The sequence below is a fragment of the Anabaena sp. CA = ATCC 33047 genome, assembly GCF_963870205.1.
Taxonomy (GTDB): domain Bacteria; phylum Cyanobacteriota; class Cyanobacteriia; order Cyanobacteriales; family Nostocaceae; genus Trichormus.
In genome coordinates this window covers 36,854-42,616 of sequence record NZ_CAWMSA010000085.1, presented here as the reverse complement: position 1 = coordinate 42,616, position 5,763 = coordinate 36,854, and the positions used below count along the sequence as shown (strand labels likewise).

Genomic DNA, 5,763 nt, shown 5'->3' with positions numbered 1-5,763 from the left:
TCTTAAAGTTACACATCCAAAATCGTAAAGATGCAGCCTACAGATCCTAATAAATTTACTGATAAACTCTGGGAAGCAATTGTTAAATCTCAGGATATAGTCCGGGCATATCAACAACAGCAGTTAGATGTTGAGCATTTAATTCTTGCTCTTTTAGAAGATCCTACAAGTTTAGCTCTGCGGATTTTGGCGCGTGCAGAAGTTGACCCTATCCGTTTACAAGAGCAGCTAGAAAGTTTTATCAAACGTCAACCGAAAGTTGGTAAAAGTGATCAGCTTTATCTCGGTCGTGGTTTAGATACTCTGCTTGACCGCGCTGAAGAAATTAGGGTGCGGATGAAAGATGGGTTTATCTCTGTCGAACATATCCTGTTAGCCTTGACTGATGATGAGCGTGTTGGTAGACGGATACTCAAAGGTTTTAATGTAGACAGTAGCAAGTTAGAAGCAGCTATTAAAGCAGTTCGGGGTAGTCAAAAGGTGACAGATCAAAATCCAGAATCCCGTTATGAAGCTCTACAAAAATTTGGGCGGGATTTGACAGAACAGGCGAAATCTGGGAAGTTAGACCCGGTAATTGGGCGTGATGATGAAATTCGTCGGGTGATTCAGGTGTTGTCTCGCCGCAGTAAGAATAACCCGGTGTTAATTGGTGAGCCTGGGGTGGGTAAGACTGCGATCGCCGAAGCTTTGGCACAGCGTATAGTAAATGGTGATGTCCCCGAATCTCTGAAAAACCGTCAACTCATCTCTCTCGATATCGGTAGTTTAATCGCTGGTGCTAAATACCGGGGCGAATTTGAAGACCGACTTAAATCTGTTCTGAGGGAAGTTACAGAATCCAACGGTCAAATCGTCCTGTTTATTGATGAACTGCACACCGTCGTCGGTGCTGGCTCAAATCAACAAGGGGCGATGGATGCGGGAAATTTACTTAAACCAATGCTAGCGCGGGGCGAACTGCGGTGTATTGGGGCGACTACCCTGGATGAATACCGTAAGTTTATTGAGAAAGACGCAGCCCTAGAACGCCGTTTTCAGCAAGTATTTGTAGACCAGCCCTCTGTAGAAAATACAATATCTATTCTGCGGGGTTTGAAGGAACGCTACGAAGTTCACCACAATGTCAAAATATCAGACTCGGCTTTAGTGGCGGCGGCGACTTTATCAGCCCGTTACATTTCTGACCGCTTTTTGCCAGATAAAGCCATTGATTTGGTAGATGAAGCCGCAGCGCAGTTAAAAATGGAGATTACCTCCAAACCATCCGAATTAGAAACCATTGACCGCCGCTTGATGCAGCTAGAAATGGAAAAGCTATCTCTGGCCGGAGAAGAGAAAGTCCCAGCCCAAACTAGGGAGCGTTTGGAGCGAATTGAGTTAGAAATTGCCAATTTAACGGAAAAACAGCAAGATTTAACTAATCAATGGCAAGGTGAAAAGCAGCTTTTAGAAGCCATCAGTGCTTTAAAGAAAGAAGAAGATGCTTTAAGAGTGCAAATTGAGCAAGCTGAACGCGCTTATGATTTGAATAAAGCGGCTCAATTGAAGTATGGCAAATTGGAGGGAGTACAGCGCGATCGCGAGTCTAAGGAAGCGAAGCTGTTAGAATTACAAAGTCAAGGTTCTACTCTCCTCCGCGAACAAGTCACCGAAGCCGACATTGCGGAAATTGTCGCTAAGTGGACAGGTATCCCAGTAAATCGCCTGTTAGAATCAGAACGTCAAAAATTACTCCAACTCGAAAGTCATTTACATCATCGCGTCATCGGTCAACAGGAAGCCGTAGAAGCAGTTTCCGCCGCCATTCGTCGCGCCCGTGCGGGGATGAAAGACCCCAACCGCCCCATCGGTTCATTTTTATTCATGGGGCCGACAGGTGTCGGTAAAACCGAACTCGCCCGCGCCTTAGCCCAGTTTCTCTTTGACTCAGATGATGCTTTGGTGCGGTTAGATATGTCCGAGTACATGGAAAAACATTCAGTTTCTCGGTTAGTCGGTGCGCCTCCTGGTTATGTAGGCTACGAAGAAGGCGGTCAACTCTCGGAAGCTATTCGCCGTCATCCTTACTCAGTGGTGCTTTTGGATGAAGTAGAGAAAGCACATCCCGATGTGTTTAATATCTTGCTTCAAGTGTTAGATGATGGTAGAATTACTGACTCTCAAGGTAGAACAGTAGATTTCCGTAACACAGTTATAGTCATGACCAGTAACATCGGTAGCGAATATATATTAGATGTATCTGGTGATGATTCCCAGTATGAGACAATGCGAAATCGGGTAATGGATGCGTTGCGATCGCACTTCCGCCCCGAATTTCTCAACCGTGTAGATGACATCATCTTATTCCACACCCTCAGCCGTGGCGAAATGCGCGAAATTATCCGCATTCAACTTAAGCGTGTGGAAAATCTGCTACGAGAGCAAAAAATCTCCTTTGAAATCTCCCCAGCCGCTTGTGATTTCTTAGTAGAGAGGGGTTATGATCCAGTTTACGGCGCACGCCCCCTAAAACGTTCCATTCAGCGAGAAATTGAAAACCCCATTGCTACCAAGTTATTAGAGAATACTTTTATCGCTGGAGACACCATTTACATTGATAAAGGTGATAATGGCTTGACTTTTAGCAATCAAGCACCAGTTAAGGTTTCAGTCGCAGAAATTATGACATAATTTTCACCGTCTCCCCGATCAATGTAGAGACGTTTCATGAAACGTTTCTACATATCCCCCATTCCCTTGTAGGGAAGGGGGGGTTAGGGGGGTTAGGTTTCGACGTAGCGTTAGCGAAGTCGGTAGGTAGTTCATATCTTTTGAAAAATCCCTACCCAGCCATCTTTTCGACCGAACCAACCGAATGACATAAAATAGAGCAATACACAGATAAATTCTAGAACTTGGTAAAATTTTGTTGCCCAAGTTCTGATCACTTGCGCCCTAACTAAAGTAAATCTAAAATGTCTTCTCCGAAATTGCACATCTTTTAACGCCAGTTTATTGCGAGAATAATACTGCACCTGAGTTGCAACTCTACCAAATACCATCAAAATCCCAATCGGTAAGTAGGGTTTAACGTGATCAAAATCTTCATAAAAATACTCAGTTAACAAAGGCGTAGCAATAATTAAATATCCCCCAGATTTCAGTCTATCTAGATAATCATCCAGAAAATCTTTTAAATCTGATGGATGAAAATGTTCAATAATATGCGACATCAAAATAATATCAAACTTGTCAGTTGTCTGGGAAAATTCGTCTAAAGTGATACAATTTAATCCCTGTTTTTGATTAGCTTCAACCAGTGTGGGATTAACATCTACACCCAAGACTTGATAACCTGCTGTAGCGATCGCCCTCATTTTTTTGCCGTAGCCACAACCAACATCTAACACTTGGCAGGTTGCTGGTTGCGAGTATTTCCTGATAAATTTGAGTATAATGGGCTGATCATAGTCGTATTTGACTAAGGAATAATAGATTTTTTTGATCCGTTCATATATTATCTTATTGCTGTTGTCGTTCATATTACTCTCCCATAAATTGCAGGATAGAAATTTTTCATGCTTAATAATTGAGTTACGCCAAAATCAGGTAAAACTTATATGTATCTGTGGCTAAAAAAATATTTATGTTAAACAATGTGTTGGTCAAGAGTAGGGTAATCCGCATCTTTTATGTCTAGATATCACTGAATAATTACAAGTGGCTGTAGTGCCAACAGCTTTTAAAATCCTCAGTAAAACACACTTCTTAATTACAAATCATGCTGGAACAAGGAACAATCAGTATTCATACTGAAAATATTTTCCCGATCATCAAGAAATCTTTGTACTCAGATCATCAAATTTTCTTGCGGGAACTGATATCTAACGCCGTAGACGCAATCCAAAAGCTCAACATGGTATCCCGTGCAGGTGAATACACGGGAGAAGTCGGTGAACCAGAAATTGTTATTACCATTGATCAAGATAAAAAGACCGTTGCCATCAGTGATAATGGCATTGGCATGACCGCCGAGGAGGTAAAAAAATATATCAATCAGGTAGCTTTCTCTAGTGCGGAAGAATTTATTCACAAATATGAAGGTAAAGCCGACCAGCCGATTATCGGTCACTTTGGACTGGGTTTCTACTCCTCGTTTATGGTGGCGCAAAAGGTAGAAATTGATACCCTTTCCTACAAAGAAGGAGCGCAAGCAGTTCATTGGACTTGTGATGGTTCACCAGAATTTACCCTGGATGAGTCAACCCGCACAACACGCGGTACTACTATCACTCTGACTTTATTACCAGATGAAGAAGATTATTTAGAACCAGCACGAATTAAGAATCTTGTCAAGACTTACTGCGACTTCATGCCAGTGCCAATTAAACTGGATAGTGAAGTATTAAACAAGCAAAAAGCACCTTGGCGGGAGTCTCCCAGTAACCTGACAAAAGAAGATTACTTAGAGTTTTACCGTTATTTGTATCCGTTCCAAGAAGAACCTTTACTGTGGGTGCATTTAAATACTGATTATCCCTTTATTATCAATGGGATTTTGTACTTCCCGAAAATGCGTCCTGATGTAGATGTGACTAAGGGACAAATCAAGTTATTCTGCAACCAAGTGTTTGTCAGTGATAACTGCGATGAGATTATTCCCCAATTTCTCACGCCGATGCGGGGGGTGATTGATAGTACAGATATACCGTTGAATGTATCTCGCAGTGCCTTGCAAGGCGATCGCACCGTTCGCAAAATCGGCGATTATATAGCTAAGAAAGTCGGCGACAGACTCAAAGAATTATATCGCGATAACCGCGAACAATATATCAGCGCGTGGAAAGACCTCGGTACATTTGTTAAATTTGGTGTTCTCAACGACGAGAAATTTAAAAAACAAGTCGAAGATATCATCATTTTCCGTACAACTGCCAAAGTAGAGGCATCAACTGCTGAAACTGCAAACGTTGAAGTACAGACAGCAGAGGGAGACGTTTGGCAAGATGTCAAACCTGCTGCATCTGGTAGTCCTTACACCACACTCAAAGAATACTTAGAACGTAACAAAGAACGCCACGAAAACCGCGTATTTTACAGCACTGACGAAGCCAGCCAAGCCACTTATATAGAACTGCACAAAAACCAAGGCTTAGAAGTCCTGTTTATGGACTCCTTCATTGACACCCACTTCATTAACTTCCTAGAACGGGAATATAGTGATGTCAAATTTACACGGGTAGACTCTGACTTAGATAATACCCTACTAGACACAGACAAATCCGGGGAAATTGTTGACCCCACCACCAACAAAACCAAGAGTGAAGTTATCAAAGAGTTATTTGAAACAGCACTCAATAAACCAAAAGTGAATATTCGCACCGAAGCCTTAAAGTCAGATGATCCTCAAGGTACACCACCAGCAATGGTGCTATTACCAGAAATTCTACGTCGTCTGCGGGAGATGAACGCCATGATGCAGCAGCAGAATGCAGAATTTCCCGAAGATCACATCTTACTGGTAAACACTGCCCATCCTCTGATTCAAAACCTAATTCATCTCAATCAAGGTAATATCATTCAAGGTGATGGACAGACAACCACAAATCCATTAGTGAACCTCATCTGTCAACACGTTTATGATTTAGCATTGATGTCTCAAAAAGGATTTGACGCTGACGGGATGAAATCCTTTGTTGAGAGATCAAATGAAATGCTGACAAAGCTAACCGAACAAGCCAGCAAATAATCATCCGTTCGTAGTAGGCACTTCAGTGCCTA

The 5,763-nt window shown here is 42.3% G+C and carries 3 protein-coding genes; 2 read left to right on the top strand and 1 reads right to left on the bottom strand.

The annotated features are described in order from the left end of the window. The first annotated feature begins 30 nt into the window (after positions 1-30). A complete protein-coding gene (gene clpB, locus AACS98_RS22475; protein WP_066384313.1) occupies positions 31-2,673 on the top strand; it encodes an ATP-dependent chaperone ClpB in 2,643 nt (880 codons plus the stop codon). 131 nt (positions 2,674-2,804) lie between these two features. Here clpB and AACS98_RS22470 read toward each other — a convergent pair whose 3' ends face one another. Further along, positions 2,805-3,524 (bottom strand): class I SAM-dependent methyltransferase, encoded by a 720-nt coding sequence (locus AACS98_RS22470; protein ID WP_066384311.1) that lies wholly within the window; start codon positions 3,522-3,524, stop codon positions 2,805-2,807. Positions 3,525-3,763: 239 nt separating this feature from the next. Here AACS98_RS22470 and htpG point away from each other — a divergent pair, with 239 nt between their 5' ends. Beyond that, positions 3,764-5,731, top strand: a complete 1,968-nt coding sequence (htpG, locus tag AACS98_RS22465) for a molecular chaperone HtpG (protein WP_066384309.1) — start codon at positions 3,764-3,766, stop codon at positions 5,729-5,731. Positions 5,732-5,763 lie beyond the last annotated feature (32 nt).